This is a genomic window from Paenibacillus sp. 2KB_22 (assembly GCF_052115745.1).
Lineage (GTDB): Bacteria > Bacillota > Bacilli > Paenibacillales > Paenibacillaceae > Paenibacillus.
The window spans coordinates 833,473-849,598 of the sequence record NZ_JBFRHG010000002.1; the positions used below are offsets into that span (position 1 = coordinate 833,473).

Here is a 16,126-nt window from a genome sequence, read left to right on the forward strand (position 1 = left end):
GTATAACGGCGTTTGGATGTATTCAATTTATTTTATCCTAAATCGGCCCGATGTTCCGCATTTATTTGTGAATGCCATGCGTCAAAATCTATCTTGCCCTCGGATGATGGGTTTCATAGATTTCCTTCATGGTTTTGCGACCATGGTTGCCATATTGTTGTCCAGGCTGCTCTACGTGACCCAGCATGTCTTGAACCGCACGTGTATCCGCCCCATTGGCAATCAGGTGTGCCGCAAAAGAATGACGCAGCGTATGCGGCGTAATTTCGTCCGAGATTCCTGCGTCCACTGCCGCTTTTTTGAGCAGCTTCCAGAAGCCCTGCCGGGTTAAACGTCTGCCAGATACATTCACGAACAGTGCTTGCTCGTCCGAATCGGTTTTGAGCAACTTGTTGCGGAATTCCTCCACATATACACTTGCCCAATGTGCAGCGGGTGCACCGATGGGAAGGATGCGTTCCTTGCCCGCCCCACCACATCGTATAAAGCGCATGCCTGGCTGTACATCCCGAATGTCAAGCGCAATCAGTTCCGAGACCCGAATACCTGTAGCATATAACAGTTCAAGCATCGCTCGATCTCTCACACCCTGCGGTGAACGAACATCAGGCGCTGTCAGCAGTTGTTCGATCTCCTGTATGCTTAATACCTGCGGTGGCGACTTGTCCGCCTTGGGAGCTTCCACATCAAACGTAGGGTCCTGTATAATTTCCCCCCGCCGCATTAAAAAATGAAAGTAGGAGCGCAGAGATACGATGCTGCGGGCAATGGTCGCATTGGCACGTCCTGCCTGTTTGAGCTGTCCTGCAAACAGGACGACGTGCGTGCGTCTGACCTGATCGGCTTCGCGTATGCCAAATTCCTTATCTGCAAATTCAATGAACTTGTCCACGTCTCGGAGATACGATTCAAGCGTGCTGCTCGACATCCCTTTATCATCTTCCAAGTATAAGGCATAGGCGTGTATCGTCTGTTTCATGTACAACGCTCCTCAACTGACAGATCTGCCGCTCTGGCAGACTGCTCCCGTATTTGCATCCCTGGCTGTTCGAAGCTACTCCCCGTACCAATAGAACAAACGGAGACGCTCTGCCATCGTAGGACGTCCTTCTCCATTACCCGGCCAATCCGTTTCCTGAAATACTTTGATTGCATTGCCAGTCGGCATCTGATACTGGTCCACAGGTGAGATCCAGCCATTGAACAGATCCAGAACATGATAGAACAGATAGACTAGTGCAGCAAAAAATATAATAAATCGAATAAAACGGAGCCCTCTCCGCACTGATATAATCATGGGTATATCCCCCTTCTGATTCAAATCCGGTAATGTCCTTGAATCAGGGTATGTCCATAAACACAAGTTTATGCCATTCGGGGTAAACTCCAGATCACGTCCGGTGCCAAAAAAGCTCTCCCGTCAAAACCGCCGGTGAGAGCTTGAAGATATGCTATGTTATTCTTCATCTTTGGGTTTCTGTTCATTTTTAGCTTTGCAACGATAACAAATTCCATGAAAGTCCAGTCGGTGATCTACTACCGAAAAGTTGAATTCCCGCTCCAAACGTTCTTCAAGCGGTCCAAGCCAGTCTTCACGTATTTCATCCATACTTCCGCATTGAACACAGATTAAGTGATGATGGTGATGCTTGGATGTATCTCCGCGCAGATCATAACGCGCTACACCGTCGCCGAAGTTGATTTTCTCTACAACATGCAGCTCACTCAGCAGTTCGAGGGTACGGTACACGGTTGCCAGACCGATTTCGGGAGCCTTTTCTTTAACGAGCATGAATACGTCTTCTGCGCTCAGATGATCTTCTTCATTCTCAAGAAGTACTCTTAAGGTGGCTTCCCGCTGGGGCGTTAATTTATATCCTTGGGACTGTAGTTGCTGCTTAATTTTATCAATCCGTGCTTCCATTTTCTCCCTCCCCCTAGGAAATCACTGCACACTGCAACTTAACCCACTCTTTTCATTATAGGGGGAGTGCGTAATTAAAGTCAACATTTTACACTATGCGGTACACGTTAGGCCGGTAGTAGCATTGGCGTGACCCAGCGCATCATCGCAGGTGTAACCCATGTTTCAAAAGACGCCACGCCGAGCAGCATTGCAGCCATAACCAAAGTTAACACTATATATGAAGCAAAAGGCCTTTGTCGACCAGGTGTTCGCTGCATCAAAACACGATTGCGAATGATGTATAACGAGAACGTCATCGCCGCCACACTGCAGATCAGAAGGATTGGAATGACAAATAGATTATGTGGTGCCACGGAAACCAGTGCAAACAGCAGCCCTTTCCAGGAGTACTGCCCAACCAGGTAACCCACAGTGAATCCAATGAGCACACCTTTCAGAAAATCCAGAACCAGTATACCGGGCAGTCCAACGACCGATAAACCCAGAATAAAGATCAAACCTACCCATTTTAGATGAAGCATGGCGATGTCCCAATAGGCCCCGGTCTCTGTCAGCTGTGCACTGTGCTGCACGGTCATGAAGAAATTGCCGAGATAACCCTCCAAATCTTGGCGTTGATCAAGAGACAATGCGTTCACCATAAGCGCGCCAAAAATGACGCCGACCAGAAACAAGACAGCCACGAATACATATAACGAAGTCTGACCTTTAAATGTAAAGTAGGAAGAGCGCATACAGGTACGAGTCCCCTTTCCGGTATCATGCTGCAAGGATTCTCAGTTACATCCTCATAGTCATTCTTATGAACCGGAATGCACCTGTATGACTTCTTGTCCAGATTGGTTATCTGTATAGCGAAAGCTATGTGAGTTGAACCTCAGAATATTACTACAGAATATTTACACGAGTCACTCCGAGACTCTTTCCTGAACAGCAACTTTACCGTACGTTCCTCCACCTCCGGAGGACAATTCCAGTTTTCCATTCCGTGCAGCCACGATCAGGCCAGCCAGCACAGGTCCAACAACCACAGCAAGTTCTTCCTCACGCGTACGATGAAGTACGTTCATTTCTGTACCAAAATGGTCCAGTAACTGGCGCAATTTGGCTTTGCCAAGTCCAGGGATAAATTCCAGTGGTACCTGATAATGATAGGCGGGCCTGTTAGCAGGAACATGAGGATTCTCCCGATCAGAGATGGCCAGAATGCGGTCCAACACCCCCTGAACCAGCTTCAGACTGCCACAGTGAGGACAGCGCTCTGCCGACAGCGCTTGCTCGTCCATAATACTGCCACACGCTGCACAGTAGGTACGGTGATACTTGCCCAACCTTGGATTCAGTCCATAATTGGCAGCAATGCTCCTTCCGGCTTCTCCTTGAAGTGCCATACGGAATTCATCAAAAGAAGGGGTAGCAACTTGCAGTTCGTTATACTCCCGACCAATCTTACCAAGTGAATGTGCATCCGAATTGGTCAGGAACGGTACATGATCCAACTCTCGGATATAACTGGCCATGGATGAGTCCGAGCTTAACCCCAGCTCTACCGCATCCACAAGACGGGTATCCAGCACTTCACCCATACGGGGGGCTGTACTGCCATAGATACCTTTATGCGGTGTAAATACATGTGCAGGCACAATTAATCCACCACGTGCCTTAATCTCGGCCTGCATCTCTAGAGCGGGCACGTATACCCGCTGAGAACTGAGATTCACATTTTTCATATAACGTTTCATCCAGTCCGTGAAGGACTTCATCGTTTTCAGATCACGGAAGTATGCGAGCATATGGAACTCACGCATTTCAGGCTCGCGCAACTCAATCTCTGTTCCCAGCAGAATGGTGGTGTCCTGGTAGGCAATACCGCCCCCCTCAATCTCGGACATCGTACCGTTCTCCAGCAATTGCTCGATATCCATCTGTACAACCGGCGAATGACAATCAATAACACCCAGCAAATGAATTCCTTTGCGATCCGATGCTTCCCGGGCAATATTCTCAAATGTCAGATCGCGACTGCCGCTGATTTTTACGGCCTCGCCGCGAGAGGTTCGTCCGATGTGAATATGCAGGTCTGTATAACAGGGCTCCCACATCGTGGACGTTTCCAGTTGGTCATTCATCCCTAGAACCGTCCTGTCGTTCTGTAGAGGTCCCACGCGTACACAGCCATCATCGTTTTAGCATCGCTAATCCGGTGATCGTCCATGAGTGCGTAAGCTTCCTCCAGTGTGATCTCGGATACTTCAAGAAATTCATCTTCGTCCAGTTCCATATCTCCGGCTTCTAACTCTTCAGCGATGTATAGATGAATGATCTCATCTGCGAATCCTGGTGACGTGTAGAACGAACGCAGATGACGCAGCGACTTGGCCACATATCCCGTCTCTTCTCGCAATTCACGTGCGGCCGCCACTTCCGGCTCTTCTCCCGGGTCCAGTTTTCCCGCAGGAATCTCCACTTCGGTGCGTCCCATTGCCTGACGATACTGATCCACTACAAGCATGCGATCCCCGTTCAGAGCGAGTACAGCTACTGCTCCAGGGTGCCGGATTATTTCTCGTGTAGCCGTCTCACCGTTCGGAAGTTTAACGGTATCGACCTGTAGTGAAATTACTTTCCCCTCGAAGATTGGCTTGGTGGATACGGTCACTTCATCCAACTTCGGATTGGCAGGTTGCGCTGCATGGATGGATTGGGCAGATTGGTTTGGTTTCATTCGTTCTTCAACTCCATATCGTTGGATTATATATTCGGTTAATGTATAAATTTCTGATTTGGGGCATATGGTGAGCGTATAGAAGTCTCACAGCAAATATAAACAAATCAGGGGGAATTTTGATGAACAGTTATTTGACACCTAAATCCGTACACGTGGTAGGACAAGCCCGGCAAGTACAGCTCATACTCAAGCAATGGTTGCACGAGTGGGGACCGGATGCCAAATTAAGTGATCTGCTCGCTGGACGGAAATCAATGGAGCATTGATCTATTAAGCCATGGATCGATTTTCATCCAATATTACCGAGTCTTCTCCCTTGAAATATAACATGAATTCGCAAAAAGTCCGAATCCGATACAGACCGGGTTCGGACTTTTGTCTAAGAATTACATGTTATTTCTTGTCTGTTGCCGTTTCCTGAATAATAGCGACAACCACCTCGGACAACTTTACAATGTCTTCGGCACGAATGCGTTCTTTGGTTGTATGAATATCCTCATACCCTACCGCCAGATTCACTGTTGGAATGTCGAATCCGTTAAAAATATTGGCATCACTGCCCCCACCAGAAGCAAACGTATGAGTCTCCAGACCAATACTGCGGATGGCACGCTGTGCAAGCTGTACAACTTCGTGTTCATCATGGAAACCAAATGCGGGATACAGGATCTCACTTCTGAATTCAGCTGTTGCACCGTATTTGCGACATGTCGTTTCCAGCGCATCGCGCATCTGTGCAACCTGCAACTCAACTTTCTCCTGCACAATACTGCGAGCTTCCGCTTCAAGCTGTACAAAGTCACATACCACGTTGAGTGCTGATCCACCCTGGAATTTGCCAATGTTTGCTGTTGTCTCATCATCAATTCTGCCCAGTGTCATCGCTGCAATTGCTTTGGCCGCAACCTGAATGGCGCTGATCCCGTCTTCCGGGTTCACTCCCGCGTGTGCGGACTTACCATAGATGCTCATTTGAATTTCAGCTCTGGCCGGTGCAGCAACACAGATCGTACCTACAGCTCCATTAGAATCCAGCGCATAACCGAACTCGGCATCGATATCCTGCGGATTCATGGCACGTGCGCCCACCAGGCCGGACTCTTCGCCAACCGTAATGACAAATTGAATTTTACCATGTGGAATCTTGTTTTCCTGAATCACACGAATCGCTTCGAACAGTGCCGCAATCCCTGCCTTGTCATCTGCTCCCAGGATCGTTGTTCCATCACTGCGAATCCAGCCATCTTCACCGAGTTCAGGCTTAATTCCCTGTCCCGGCGTTACGGTGTCCATATGACATGTGAAAAAGATCGGTGCAACTCCATCTGTTCCTTCGGCTTCCCAAGTAATAACGAGATTTCCGGCGCCATGTCCGGTTTGCTCCATGGTGTCGTCCTCATAGACATGTAGACCGAGGTCTGCAAACTGCTCTTTTAACACCTTCGAAATGTTCTGTTCATTTTTCGTTTCACTATCAATCTGTACCAGTTCCATGAACTGATCGATAACACGTTGTTGTTTAATCATAGGACTTTCCTCCCTCTCGTGGATACGGTACAATATAATTACTATGGCTTGTTTACTTTTTGTTGAAAGGAGTTCTCTCATCATGCAAAAAAAGAAATGGTTCAAAATCATCATCTATCTCATGCTGATCGCCATGATCGGGTCCACCCTTTTCATAGCTCTCGAACCGTTGCTGTTTGGATAGCAACATGAAGCCTTTCGACGAACTGTTTACAGCCGTTGAAGGGCTTCTTTTTCGCTAATCCAATTGATTTGATATGGAAAAATGCGATTAAAGTACGGAACAATATCGCGTGCTACCTGCTCCACTGTATAAGACTTGCCCGTTATATCCTCCAGTGAGGTAACGCCATACTGCTCAATTCCACAAGGAACAATCCCCTGAAACCCAGCATGTTGAATGCCTGAACTGATGTTAAAAGCAAACCCGTGACTGGTCACGAAACCGCGGCGGTGTTTGCAGCGATTAAACTTGATGCCGATCGCAGCAATCTTCATATCGCCAATCCACACACCCGTATAACCCTCTTTGCGTCCAGCTTCGATGCCCTGGTCTGCGAGATAATCCATAAGTACCTGTTCAAGTTTCCGTAAATATCCGTGTAAATCCAAGTCTTCATCCCGACCAAGAATCAATAACGGGTAACCTACCAACTGACCTGGGCCATGATAAGTAATATCACCGCCGCGGTCAATTTGAAATAAAGAAATCCCTTGCTCACGCAACTCTTCCGGACTGAGAAGCAGATGCTCCGGATGATTTTGTGAACCAATTGTATACGTTGGCGGGTGCTGTAACAGCAGCATCTGCTCCGCTCCCTCACCCTCGTCCAATCGCTGCACAATCGCTTTCTGGCGGTTCCAAGCCTCTTCATAATCAAGCATCGGTAGGTATGCAACATCCAGTGGCTTGCTCATGATTCCCCACACCCTTCTGCTTCAGGTTCAATGTACAATTGAGCATTTGTCCATAGACAGCAGGAAAAGTGCACGGCCTCCGGCACATACACTTTCCCATCAACTATTTACTTAATACACCGTGCTCTCCATGGTATATCCTTCAAGGTTTTCTTTGACACGTTGCAAGAAACGTCCGCTGATTACACCATCCAGGATTCGGTGATCCAGCGACAGACACAGATTAGCCATCGAACGAACAGCGATCATATCATTAATAACCACGGGCTTCTTGACAATCGACTCGAATGTAAGAATCGCTGCCTGCGGATAGTTAATGATTGGCTGGGACAGGATCGAACCGAATGAGCCCGTGTTGTTTACCGTGAACGTACCACCTTGCATATGGTCCAGCTTCAGCGTACCTTCACGTGTTTTGCGAGCCAGTTCATCCACTTCACGGGCCAGACCTGCAATATTTCGCTGGTCGGCATGTTTGATTACGGGTGTAAGTACGGAATCTTCGGTTCCTACCGCCATGGACAGGTTAATGTCCCGTTTGACGATAATTTTGTCCACTGCCCATACCGAGTTCATGATTGGATAGTCTTTAATCGCGTTAACGACACCCTTCATCATGAATGACAGATATGTCAGATTGATGCCTTCCTTGCGCTTGAACTCATCCTTGAGTTTATTGCGCAGCATCACGAGATTCGTTACGTCAACTTCGATCATTGTCCATGCATGCGGGATTTCCGATACGCTTTGACGCATATTCCGGGCAATCGCATTACGCACAGGTGTAACATCAATGAAATACTCCGATCTTCCCTGGCCGCCACCTTCTACTTCAATCTGTGGGATTTTCGGGCTTTCGGTTAGATGAATGCCTGAATGTCTCACAGGAACGCCTGCATCGGACGCTGAGATCGCTTCTCCAGCGGTTAAACCCATTTCTCCATTTCCACGATTTACGCCACTAAATGGAGAAGCAGACGGCACACCAGAAGGTGTATGCTGTGCTGCTGGTGATGATGCTGGTGCAGACGATCCAGCAGCATTGCCTCCCTGTGCAACAAATGCCAGCACATCTTTGCGGGTAATACGACCACCTGCTCCAGTACCTTGGATGCTTTGCAAGTTCAAACCATGCTCTGCTGCCAAGGATTGAACTGCCGGGGAATACCGATTACGCATCGGCTGGTTGGGATCATGTCCTGCTGTATTTGAGGCGGCAACAGGAGTATGGCTTACATGTTGCTGCACATGCTCCTGTTGCTGCGATACTTGTGTTACTTGCTCAGCTGCTTCTTCGTCAGAAGCTGCGACCTGCATGCGGCAGATTGCTTCACCAACAGCAATCGTTGTGCCCTCTTCCACCAAAAGGTCACCCATAATTCCATCCACAGTGGATGGAATCTCGGCATTGACTTTATCCGTGATTACTTCACAGATCGGCTCGTACTGTTCCACACGGTCGCCCGGTTTTTTCAACCATTTGCCTATGGTAGCCGAGACCAGCGATTCCGCCAATTGCGGCATAATGACCTCGATCCATTTCATACGTTCAGCCATTTGATTATCACTCCAAACTTTACTATTAAACGATCCAAAAAAACGAAATTAAAACTCGGCAAGTGTACGCATTGCTGCTTTGGCTTTGTCCTTGCTCAGCATGTAGAATTTCTCCAATGTTGGGCTAATTGGCATGGCCGGCACGTCAGGTCCACAGAGACGCTGAATCGGTGCATCCAGTTCAAACAGACATTCCTCGCTAATAATCGCGGCAACTTCGGCACCTACACCACCTGTTTTGTTATCTTCGTGTACGATCAGCACTTTGCCTGTCAGACGAGCGGAAGCAATAATCGCTTCACGATCCAACGGTTGCAATGTGCGCAGATCCAGAACGTGTGCTGTAATGCCTTCTTCACGTTCCAGCTCCTCAGCAGCCTGCATTACAAAATGCAGCGGCTGGCTGTAGCCGATCACCGTAATATCCGCACCCTCACGAAGTACGTTGGCTTTACCGATCGGAACGATGTAATCATCTTCAGGCACATCTTCCTTGATGAGCTTGTAGCATTTTTTATTTTCAAAAAAGAGTACCGGGTCCGGGTCGCGAATGGCCGCTTTGAGCAGTCCCTTGGCATCGTATGCTGAGTAGGGCGCTATAATTTTCAGACCAGGTGTACCAAAGAAAATCGATTCCGGACATTGGGAGTGATACAACCCACCGAAGATTCCGCCACCAATCGGCGCACGAATGACAATCGGACAACTCCAGTCATTGTTGGAACGATAGCGGATTTTGGCCGCTTCGCTAATGATCTGGTTTGTTGCTGGCAACATGAAGTCCGAATATTGCATCTCGGCAATCGGCTTCATGCCATACATTGCTGCACCAATGGCAACACCTGCAATAGCTGATTCGGACAACGGAGTGTCCATGACACGCATCTCGCCAAACTGATCCTGCAACCCTTTGGTTGTGGTGAACACACCACCTTTGACCCCTACATCTTCACCGAGGATAAAGACATTTTCATCCCGCTCCATCTCTTCTTTCATCGCGAGACGGATTGCATCAATATATTCCATCACTGCCATACTTACCGTCCCCCTTCTTCGCTGTCCGCATAAACGTGCGTCAGAGTGTCCTCAGGTTTCGGATATGGCGCGTTGTCTGCATATTCAGTTGCTTCTTTCATTTCCAGCGCAAGCTGGGAAGCCAGATCCGCATCCCGGGCTTCGTCCCAGATGCCGCAATCAATCAGATAGTTCTTCATGCGAAGCACGCCGTCCTTCTTCCAGTTCTCTTCGACTTCTTCCTTAGTCCGGTAAGCCAGATCATTGTCGGAAGTGGAGTGAGGAGAGAGACGATACATCATCGCTTCAATCAGTGTGGGTCCTTCGCCTGCTATGGCACGTTGACGTGCTTCCTTCACAGCAGCGTATACTTCGAGCGCATCGTTACCATCTACACGCAGTCCGGGGAAACCGTAACCGAGTGCACGATCCGATATTTTACCGCTAAGCTGCTTGTGAATTGGAACCGAAATCGCATACTGGTTGTTCTCGCACATAATAATGACAGGCAACTTGTGTACACCTGCAAAGTTGGCTCCCTCATGGAAGTCACCCTGATTGCTTGATCCTTCACCAAACGTAACAAAAGAAACAAATTTTTGCTTCTTCATTTTGGCAGCCAGCGCAAACCCAACAGCGTGCGGAACCTGTGTTGTAACCGGGCTGGAGCCCGTCACAATCCGCAGCTTTTTGTGACCGAAGTGACCCGGCATTTGCCGGCCGCCACTATTCGGATCTTCCGCTTTTGCAAAAGCAGACAGCATCAACTCACGCGGAGTCATGCCTACCGCCAGTACAAAACCATAATCGCGGTAATACGGTAAATAATAATCGTGATCCCGATCCAGACCAAAAGCGGCGCCCACTTGAGCAGCTTCCTGTCCTACACCGGATACGTGAAAGTTAATTTTGCCAGCCCGTTGCAAGAGCAAGCAACGCTCGTCAAACTTGCGTGCGAGCAGCATGTATTTGTACATATCCAATACTTCACCATCGCTAAGTCCCAGCTGTTGATGCCGATGGACCGCGTCTGCAGTACCTTGTGAACTCATATGAGGTACCTCCTTTTAATCAGAGCCTGTGCCACTCTTACTACCCGATCTTATAACCTGGTACTAAGACTTGGCTTAACCTTATTATAATCCCTTTTACCCAAAAAAGGAAAGAACCTTTCTCATAAGCCTGTTTGGCTTACATTCCAATGGCCTTTCCATCAACCGCCAGCATGGCTTCACCCATGATTTCCGACAGAGAAGGGTGTGGATGAATGGTTTGTCCGACTTCCCAAGGTGTAGCATCCAGCATCTGAGCCAGTGAAGCCTCAGCGATCAATTCTGTCACGTGGGTGCCAATCATATGTACCCCCAATATATCATTCGTCTTGGCATCTGCGATCACCTTCACGAATCCATCACGACTTCCGTGAATGAGCGATTTGCCAATCGCCTGAAACGGGAACTTGCCTGTTTTGATTTCATAGCCACGTTCTTTGGCTTCACGCTCGGTGAATCCAATGCTGGCTGCTTCCGGACGTGTGTACACACAACGCGGAATACGGTGGGATTCAACGGCATGTACCGTTTCCCCTGCCAAATGATTGACAGCGAGAATGCCTTCATGACTTGCCGCGTGCGCAAGCTGCAGACCACCAATGCAGTCGCCAATGGCGTAGATGTGACCTTCACCGGTCTGTAACTGTTTGTTCACGGCGATGAACCCACGTTCCAGTTTGATATCCGTATTTTCGAGTCCGATATTTTCGACATTGGCCTGGCGACCAACTGACACGAGCATTTTCTCCGCTTTCAGCGTTTCCTGCTTATCGTCACCGAGTTGCACATCAATCTGGATGCCCTCTGTATTCGTGCTATACGTTTCTGTTAGAACCTTGGCCCCTGTCAGGAAACGAACACCACGCTTGCCAAGCAATCGTTGCATCTCTCTGGCAACATCCTCATCCTCGGCAGGTAACACATGAGCAGCTGCTTCAACCACCGTGATGTCTACACCAAAGTCATTCAGCATGGATGCCCACTCCAGTCCAATCACACCACCACCGACAATAATGAGTGATGCAGGAAGCTCATCCATTCGTAATGCTTCGTCACTGCTCATAATAAACTGGCCATCCGGTTCCAGCCCTGGCAGCACACGTGGACGTGAACCAGTCGCAATAATGAGATTGGTCGGCACAACTGTATCCATCTCCCCATCTTCGAACTCTACAGCGACCGCTCCGCTCTGCGGGGAAAAGATGGAAGGTCCGATAACGCGACCGTTCGCGTGTACGACCTGGATTTTATTTTTTTTCATCAAATATTGAACGCCCTGATGGAGCTGCTCCACAATCGCATCCTTACGTGCCTGTACTTTGGGAAATACAAGTGTGGCTCCAGCTGTCTCAATACCATACGTCTCGCTCTCCTGAATCTCGGCGTACACTTCCGCGCTTTTCAGCAAAGCTTTACTCGGAATACAGCCACGATGCAGACAGGTTCCGCCGAGCTTGTCTTTCTCAATGATAACGACCTGTTTACCCAGTTGTGCAGCCCGGATTGCAGCTACATATCCACCGGTTCCTCCTCCAAGAATTGCAACATCACATGTAATTGGCATCTCTCATGCTCTCCTCTATGAATCAAATTTCAGTATCATTTATGATGGCTTGAATCATGGTTTGGCTTATACCCTCTATATGCCATTGTACTCTCCTTAAGCAGTCAACTCAAAGTTTGAAGCAATCACACATGGACAGCCCATGCATTCCAAGCTATGATGGAATCAGGTATGATCTGTAAGCGTAACCTTTATTTAATGTCGAATTTGGCAGAAGGGGTATAATGCTCATGAATACAAGATTGGTCTTTGCGCGATTTTTGGCGATTATTGTTCTGGTCATCCCCGGTTTAATGGCAATGAAGGGTTTTCTGATGATGAAAGATGCCCTGTTCCTATATTATGCCGAGCACGGGAACGAACTGATTTCACCAGGATTCCAGTGGCTTTCCTTTGGCGGTGGACTTGTCCTTTTTGCCGCAGGTATGAGTTTTCTGGGAGGCTGGATTCTGTTCCGTGACCGCAAGCGTAATTATGTAGGTCCCCGTTTCCGGTCCAAAAGTGTACCCGAAAAAGCAGAGACGCCCGGAGGGACTCCTTGAGTCCGGGCTTTTTGTGTGTTTATACAACACACCGCCTACTTTACAATAGACAGGATGGATCATCATGGTATCATTTTTAATCACGTTGCAACGACTTCTTAAAGGCATTTTCCATGCGTTCAAGGACCCCAAGTTTCTGGCTTTGTTCGCGTTAACGGCAGCAACGTTGCTCTCAGGCACTTTGTTTTACACTCGTGTTGAAGGTTTGCACTGGATCGATGCGTTATACTTCTGTGCGGTTACCCTGACTACGGTGGGACATCCTGAATTTGTGCCATCTACCGGATTTAGCAAAGCTTTTACCGTGATCTACATGTTTGCAGGCATTGGTCTCACCTTTGCCATGATTGCCAGAATTACAGCAGGTATTCTATTCCCTCGCAAATTAAAGACAGAAGAGGACCCGGAGTAATCTCCGGGTCATTCGTATAAGGCATCCCGCAGTTTGGTAGACATACGCGATTCTTTGGAAGAAGACTTCAAGATCGTTCTGCGAAGCGTCAGGTTACTTGCCTGCAGTCGCTCCGCTTCTGCGAATAGTTCTGCAAATAAGGCCTGCGCCGCTTCATCCAGGGATGCCTGTTCTTTCAAGCTTTCATATCGTTCTTGAAGTGATGTTAATACTTCACTCATCGTAAACACCTCTTTTCCATAACTCCTAGTAACAGCTGCCGGAACCAACGGCTTAACATTCCATATAGTAACACAAAGCTGCACAGATTAGTTCTGGCTCTTACCAAAGATTTTGTGGTACTCTGTAATGGTCGCTTTTTTTGTTGAATCCCGTATGTGAGAGGAGTAGCAGCACCGTGCAAACAGGACGTATTACCGTAATTACTGGACCCATGTTCAGTGAAAAGTCCGGTGAACTCATTCGCCGTTGTCAGAAATTAATTCAATTTGGCCGTAAAAAGGTTGTGGCCTACAAACCAGCCGAGGATGATCGGTTTGCCCAGGATGAGATCGTGAGCCGAATTGGTTATCGACTTCCTGCCCATTCCATTCCCCGGCAATTAACCCCGGAATCCGTAGAAATGATCCTGAATCAAACCATAGATGCTGATGTTGTTGCATTTGATGAAGTACAATTTTTCAGCAGTGCCATCATGGAACTTGTCTCGGAGCTAGCTTATTGTGGCAAACATGTTATTGTGGACGGACTTAATATGGATTACCGTGGTAAGGAATTCGGATATGTCGGCGGTTTGCTTGCCATGGCAGATGACATTGAGAAACTCTCGGCTTTCTGTGCCGTATGTGGCAGCCCGGATGCTGCCTTTACGCAACGTATCGTCAATGGGGAGCCCGTTACATTGGGTCCGGTTGTCATGATTGGCGATTCAGAAGCTTACGAGCCACGCTGTCGTTGTTGCTTCATTCCTCCTCACAAAGTTGAATGCTCCTCATAATTTCTAAGTGATCTCTGAGATCCTCCAAAAAGCCCTTTTGGGCTTTTTTTGTTTGTCGCGGCGAACATTTGCACAAAAAAGCATCGCTTTGCAGCGATGCTTACAGGATCACTTCCCGCTAGTCCCGGGAAACAAAATATTTGTTGGTCATGTAGTAAGCGTCACCACGCGACGTTTCCACCATTCCTTTTTTAGCATCCAAAAATACAATCTCTTTACACTTCGTGCAGTACCATTTCGTGCGCTTGTATGGAGATTCCGTCACGTAAGCCGTGCCGCATTTACAATCAATCTTCATTAATAACTCCGTTGATTTATAAGCACTGGACAGGCGTTCCAGGTTATCCTGTTGCTGTGTAGGCATAATGGTCTGCTGATAATCCGATAAATGATTCTGAACCTTAAAGTCTGCTACCAATCCTGCATTCAATCCAAAAAACTCCTTGCCGATTTCGGTCACGAAGCGCTTCTCATTTCTGTAGCAATCCAGCCACTCAATAATCTGCTTATTAGACAGTGGAACCGTACCCTTGATACCGCTGTTTAAGGTGTAGGTCATGATGTATAAAGTATCGTCTTGTCTACCTGAGTACATTAGAATCCTCCTTCGAATACATTTGCTAATGTACTACAAAAACGCGCATAAATCAAAAAATTCTTATTTCCTGAGCGCATCTCTTCTTATTAAATGGGAAACATTCCTCTTTCATCCGCCAAAGACTTACAAGAACTGCATACACCTGAAACATTTCCCTGTGGTGCCGCATAATGCACGACCGATTTGACGTTTTTCTTACATATGGAACAGTAGTGCCTCCTTTCCTTTTTTGGGGTATAGTCCGATAGCTTCACTACATTTTGGTTCAGTCGGAATCGGTGTAAGAAGCCCGGCCATTTCATCTCGCTTCACTCTCTCTTGTTCGCCTACTTCGTAGTCGTTTTTTCGCTTTTGGCTAAAAATCATCGCGCCTTCTGTTATGTATACGATTCCAAGTTGTGCATGCCTATCTCATAATCTATTCGACGTTTTGGGCGTTTTTCCTGTTTTTAATCTCTACACATATAAAAAAAACCGACATAACCTGCTTTCCTTCCTTTCGGAAGAACAGCATTTCAGTCGGTTCCTACCTTATTTATAAAAAGTTCCCAGAACGTCCAGCTCTGGTGAGCGCTCAATTCGAAATGGGTAGATATACCCCTGATTCATTCGGGTAAATTTGCGACTCCACAGATCCAGTCCGGATGTGAACTGATAGGCCTGATATATAAACTTGGAACAGTAATTACGCTCAATACTGCGAAGATTGGTCTGCAATCGGTAGAATTTCACCTGCTTGTAATGGTCCTGTACCCAACCGGCTGCTTTCATGCCTGCCTCACTCAGTCTGGAACGGAATACAATGAAGCGATCCCCTTCATAGAACCGCGTGAGATACCACTCTAATGAATCAGCAAATACAGGCCCATAAGGGTGTACATGATACACTTTGCCATCGAGACCGATAATGCCCATATGCCCGGCGTAATACGTTGATTCCGAGCTTGGCGTGTACACAATATCCCCTGGCTCTAGCTTCATCTCACCCAACGCGTTAATGGGCAAGTCCTGATGCAGCCGTTTGGTTGCTGAACGTTCACGCCGCCCTTCAACCAACAAGCGATGGAGCGCACCGGCAAGTGCGAGATACATTTCTGACCATTTGATCTTTTTTTTATCAGATCGTTTGAACCACCGCTGGATGAAGGTGAAACCTCGTTGTGACTGCGATCCCTTTTTCATACGCTGCACTCCACTCTGATCTATTTATGGTATCTATATAAGTTGAATTAAAGTTTATTTACACTGGCACTACGATGACAGAACAATCTTCCAATCGCTGTTATCCCC

20 protein-coding genes are annotated in these 16,126 nt (G+C 47.7%); 5 read left to right on the plus strand and 15 right to left on the minus strand.

Annotated elements, in window-relative coordinates; genetic code table 11:
• Nucleotides 1-88: 88 nt before the first annotated feature.
• From AB4111_RS14680 to AB4111_RS14705, 6 genes are all read right to left on the minus strand, one after another.
• Nucleotides 89-979 carry a tyrosine recombinase gene (locus tag AB4111_RS14680; RefSeq protein ID WP_253438727.1) on the minus strand — a complete coding sequence of 297 codons (891 nt, stop codon included), beginning with the start codon at nucleotides 977-979 and terminating at the stop codon, nucleotides 89-91.
• Between the two features lie 75 nt (nucleotides 980-1,054).
• Nucleotides 1,055-1,297: a DUF4227 family protein gene (locus AB4111_RS14685; RefSeq protein WP_017687632.1), complete on the minus strand. Its 243-nt coding sequence runs from the start codon at nucleotides 1,295-1,297 to the stop codon at nucleotides 1,055-1,057.
• Nucleotides 1,298-1,456: 159 nt separating this feature from the next.
• Nucleotides 1,457-1,924, minus strand: coding sequence for a ferric iron uptake transcriptional regulator (fur, locus tag AB4111_RS14690; RefSeq protein WP_036607866.1), 468 nt, complete (start codon nucleotides 1,922-1,924; stop codon nucleotides 1,457-1,459).
• Nucleotides 1,925-2,031: 107 nt separating this feature from the next.
• Entirely contained in the window at nucleotides 2,032-2,661 is a 630-nt protein-coding gene (spoIIM, locus tag AB4111_RS14695) for a stage II sporulation protein M (RefSeq protein WP_253438730.1), read from the minus strand.
• A 174-nt stretch (nucleotides 2,662-2,835) separates the two neighbouring features.
• Nucleotides 2,836-4,056: an endonuclease Q family protein gene (locus tag AB4111_RS14700; protein WP_442032173.1), complete on the minus strand. Its 1,221-nt coding sequence runs from the start codon at nucleotides 4,054-4,056 to the stop codon at nucleotides 2,836-2,838.
• Nucleotides 4,057-4,058: 2 nt separating this feature from the next.
• Nucleotides 4,059-4,652 carry an NUDIX domain-containing protein gene (locus tag AB4111_RS14705; RefSeq protein ID WP_442032174.1) on the minus strand — a complete coding sequence of 198 codons (594 nt, stop codon included), beginning with the start codon at nucleotides 4,650-4,652 and terminating at the stop codon, nucleotides 4,059-4,061.
• A gap of 122 nt (nucleotides 4,653-4,774) precedes the next feature.
• On the opposite strand from AB4111_RS14705, the gene AB4111_RS14710 reads away from it, so the two are divergent.
• Complete coding sequence (locus AB4111_RS14710) at nucleotides 4,775-4,921, plus strand: Z-ring formation inhibitor MciZ (RefSeq protein ID WP_442032175.1); 147 nt, start codon at nucleotides 4,775-4,777, stop codon at nucleotides 4,919-4,921.
• A 127-nt stretch (nucleotides 4,922-5,048) separates the two neighbouring features.
• On the opposite strand, the gene AB4111_RS14715 is transcribed toward AB4111_RS14710, so the two are convergent.
• The gene (locus AB4111_RS14715) at nucleotides 5,049-6,182 is read right to left on the minus strand and encodes a M20/M25/M40 family metallo-hydrolase (RefSeq protein ID WP_442032176.1); all 1,134 of its coding nucleotides are present in this window, start codon (nucleotides 6,180-6,182) and stop codon (nucleotides 5,049-5,051) included.
• 82 nt (nucleotides 6,183-6,264) lie between these two features.
• Here AB4111_RS14715 and prli42 point away from each other — a divergent pair, with 82 nt between their 5' ends.
• On the plus strand, nucleotides 6,265-6,366 hold the full coding sequence (prli42, locus tag AB4111_RS14720; protein WP_017687624.1) for a stressosome-associated protein Prli42: 102 nt from the start codon (nucleotides 6,265-6,267) through the stop codon (nucleotides 6,364-6,366).
• A 26-nt stretch (nucleotides 6,367-6,392) separates the two neighbouring features.
• On the opposite strand, the gene lipB is transcribed toward prli42, so the two are convergent.
• From lipB to lpdA, 5 genes are all read right to left on the minus strand, one after another.
• Complete coding sequence (gene lipB / locus AB4111_RS14725) at nucleotides 6,393-7,100, minus strand: lipoyl(octanoyl) transferase LipB (RefSeq protein WP_253438744.1); 708 nt, start codon at nucleotides 7,098-7,100, stop codon at nucleotides 6,393-6,395.
• Nucleotides 7,101-7,211: 111 nt separating this feature from the next.
• Nucleotides 7,212-8,657: a dihydrolipoamide acetyltransferase family protein gene (locus AB4111_RS14730; RefSeq protein WP_442032177.1), complete on the minus strand. Its 1,446-nt coding sequence runs from the start codon at nucleotides 8,655-8,657 to the stop codon at nucleotides 7,212-7,214.
• Nucleotides 8,658-8,705: 48 nt separating this feature from the next.
• Nucleotides 8,706-9,692, minus strand: a complete 987-nt coding sequence (locus AB4111_RS14735) for an alpha-ketoacid dehydrogenase subunit beta (RefSeq protein WP_062835245.1) — start codon at nucleotides 9,690-9,692, stop codon at nucleotides 8,706-8,708.
• A gap of 2 nt (nucleotides 9,693-9,694) precedes the next feature.
• Nucleotides 9,695-10,723 carry a thiamine pyrophosphate-dependent dehydrogenase E1 component subunit alpha gene (locus AB4111_RS14740; RefSeq protein ID WP_342570561.1) on the minus strand — a complete coding sequence of 343 codons (1,029 nt, stop codon included), beginning with the start codon at nucleotides 10,721-10,723 and terminating at the stop codon, nucleotides 9,695-9,697.
• 139 nt (nucleotides 10,724-10,862) lie between these two features.
• Nucleotides 10,863-12,287, minus strand: coding sequence for a dihydrolipoyl dehydrogenase (gene lpdA, locus AB4111_RS14745; RefSeq protein WP_442032178.1), 1,425 nt, complete (start codon nucleotides 12,285-12,287; stop codon nucleotides 10,863-10,865).
• 224 nt (nucleotides 12,288-12,511) lie between these two features.
• Here lpdA and AB4111_RS14750 point away from each other — a divergent pair, with 224 nt between their 5' ends.
• Together AB4111_RS14750 and AB4111_RS14755 are read left to right on the plus strand one after the other, a co-directional pair.
• Nucleotides 12,512-12,829 carry a DUF2627 domain-containing protein gene (locus tag AB4111_RS14750; protein ID WP_442032179.1) on the plus strand — a complete coding sequence of 106 codons (318 nt, stop codon included), beginning with the start codon at nucleotides 12,512-12,514 and terminating at the stop codon, nucleotides 12,827-12,829.
• Between the two features lie 64 nt (nucleotides 12,830-12,893).
• Entirely contained in the window at nucleotides 12,894-13,241 is a 348-nt protein-coding gene (locus AB4111_RS14755; RefSeq protein ID WP_192133999.1) for a potassium channel family protein, read from the plus strand.
• Nucleotides 13,242-13,249: 8 nt separating this feature from the next.
• Here AB4111_RS14755 and AB4111_RS14760 read toward each other — a convergent pair whose 3' ends face one another.
• The gene (locus AB4111_RS14760; protein ID WP_253438764.1) at nucleotides 13,250-13,462 is read right to left on the minus strand and encodes a hypothetical protein; all 213 of its coding nucleotides are present in this window, start codon (nucleotides 13,460-13,462) and stop codon (nucleotides 13,250-13,252) included.
• Between the two features lie 176 nt (nucleotides 13,463-13,638).
• Here AB4111_RS14760 and AB4111_RS14765 point away from each other — a divergent pair, with 176 nt between their 5' ends.
• Complete coding sequence (locus AB4111_RS14765; protein ID WP_062835251.1) at nucleotides 13,639-14,238, plus strand: thymidine kinase; 600 nt, start codon at nucleotides 13,639-13,641, stop codon at nucleotides 14,236-14,238.
• A 118-nt stretch (nucleotides 14,239-14,356) separates the two neighbouring features.
• Here AB4111_RS14765 and AB4111_RS14770 read toward each other — a convergent pair whose 3' ends face one another.
• Together AB4111_RS14770 and AB4111_RS14775 are read right to left on the minus strand one after the other, a co-directional pair.
• Complete coding sequence (locus AB4111_RS14770; RefSeq protein ID WP_017687614.1) at nucleotides 14,357-14,833, minus strand: hypothetical protein; 477 nt, start codon at nucleotides 14,831-14,833, stop codon at nucleotides 14,357-14,359.
• Nucleotides 14,834-15,367: 534 nt separating this feature from the next.
• Nucleotides 15,368-16,018 (minus strand): hypothetical protein, encoded by a 651-nt coding sequence (locus AB4111_RS14775; RefSeq protein WP_442032180.1) that lies wholly within the window; start codon nucleotides 16,016-16,018, stop codon nucleotides 15,368-15,370.
• Between the last annotated feature and the right edge of the window lie 108 nt (nucleotides 16,019-16,126).

What these genes read in the sequence shown, in the direction of transcription:
- AB4111_RS14680 (WP_253438727.1), bottom strand. Translation starts at nt 979, where the DNA reads ATGAAACAGACGATACACGCCTATGCCTTATACTTGGAAGATGATAAA.
- AB4111_RS14685 (WP_017687632.1), bottom strand. Translation starts at nt 1,297, where the DNA reads ATGATTATATCAGTGCGGAGAGGGCTCCGTTTTATTCGATTTATTATA.
- fur (WP_036607866.1), bottom strand. Translation starts at nt 1,924, where the DNA reads ATGGAAGCACGGATTGATAAAATTAAGCAGCAACTACAGTCCCAAGGA.
- spoIIM (WP_253438730.1), bottom strand. Translation starts at nt 2,661, where the DNA reads ATGCGCTCTTCCTACTTTACATTTAAAGGTCAGACTTCGTTATATGTA.
- AB4111_RS14700 (WP_442032173.1), bottom strand. Translation starts at nt 4,056, where the DNA reads ATGAATGACCAACTGGAAACGTCCACGATGTGGGAGCCCTGTTATACA.
- AB4111_RS14705 (WP_442032174.1), bottom strand. Translation starts at nt 4,652, where the DNA reads ATGAAACCAAACCAATCTGCCCAATCCATCCATGCAGCGCAACCTGCC.
- AB4111_RS14710 (WP_442032175.1), top strand. Translation starts at nt 4,775, where the DNA reads ATGAACAGTTATTTGACACCTAAATCCGTACACGTGGTAGGACAAGCC.
- AB4111_RS14715 (WP_442032176.1), bottom strand. Translation starts at nt 6,182, where the DNA reads ATGATTAAACAACAACGTGTTATCGATCAGTTCATGGAACTGGTACAG.
- prli42 (WP_017687624.1), top strand. Translation starts at nt 6,265, where the DNA reads ATGCAAAAAAAGAAATGGTTCAAAATCATCATCTATCTCATGCTGATC.
- lipB (WP_253438744.1), bottom strand. Translation starts at nt 7,100, where the DNA reads ATGAGCAAGCCACTGGATGTTGCATACCTACCGATGCTTGATTATGAA.
- AB4111_RS14730 (WP_442032177.1), bottom strand. Translation starts at nt 8,657, where the DNA reads ATGGCTGAACGTATGAAATGGATCGAGGTCATTATGCCGCAATTGGCG.
- AB4111_RS14735 (WP_062835245.1), bottom strand. Translation starts at nt 9,692, where the DNA reads ATGGCAGTGATGGAATATATTGATGCAATCCGTCTCGCGATGAAAGAA.
- AB4111_RS14740 (WP_342570561.1), bottom strand. Translation starts at nt 10,723, where the DNA reads ATGAGTTCACAAGGTACTGCAGACGCGGTCCATCGGCATCAACAGCTG.
- lpdA (WP_442032178.1), bottom strand. Translation starts at nt 12,287, where the DNA reads ATGCCAATTACATGTGATGTTGCAATTCTTGGAGGAGGAACCGGTGGA.
- AB4111_RS14750 (WP_442032179.1), top strand. Translation starts at nt 12,512, where the DNA reads ATGCTCATGAATACAAGATTGGTCTTTGCGCGATTTTTGGCGATTATT.
- AB4111_RS14755 (WP_192133999.1), top strand. Translation starts at nt 12,894, where the DNA reads ATGGTATCATTTTTAATCACGTTGCAACGACTTCTTAAAGGCATTTTC.
- AB4111_RS14760 (WP_253438764.1), bottom strand. Translation starts at nt 13,462, where the DNA reads ATGAGTGAAGTATTAACATCACTTCAAGAACGATATGAAAGCTTGAAA.
- AB4111_RS14770 (WP_017687614.1), bottom strand. Translation starts at nt 14,833, where the DNA reads ATGTACTCAGGTAGACAAGACGATACTTTATACATCATGACCTACACC.
- AB4111_RS14775 (WP_442032180.1), bottom strand. Translation starts at nt 16,018, where the DNA reads ATGAAAAAGGGATCGCAGTCACAACGAGGTTTCACCTTCATCCAGCGG.